This window comes from Streptomyces sp. NRRL S-455, from assembly GCF_000717875.1.
In the GTDB taxonomy this organism is placed as follows: Bacteria; Actinomycetota; Actinomycetes; order Streptomycetales; family Streptomycetaceae; genus Streptomyces.
The window spans coordinates 1-229 of sequence record NZ_JOCT01000106.1 but is presented as its reverse complement, the minus strand read 5'-3'; the positions used below and the strand labels follow the sequence as shown (position 1 = coordinate 229).

Annotated in this window: 1 protein-coding gene; it reads right to left on the bottom strand. The window is 72.1% G+C overall.

Translation table 11 applies throughout. The features are described from left to right. A partial coding sequence (locus tag IE97_RS39090; RefSeq protein WP_037845549.1) for a condensation domain-containing protein occupies positions 1 to 229 on the bottom strand: 229 nt, incomplete at both ends.

Sequence of the window (229 nt, the reverse complement as noted above, 5' to 3'; positions counted from 1 at the left end):
GCCGTGTCCGGCCCAGCGCTGGATGTCGGCCAGACCGGCCCACTGGTGGTCCAGGAGGCGGGTCTGTTCGGCCTGCAGGCGGCGGAAGAAGCCGTTGAGGGGCTCGGTGTGGTCGAGTCGGGCGCGTACGGGCAGGGTGTTGATGAACAGGCCGATCATCGATTCGACGCCGGGCAGCTCCGGGGGGCGGCCGGAGACGGTGGCGCCGAAGACGACGTCGTCCCGGCCG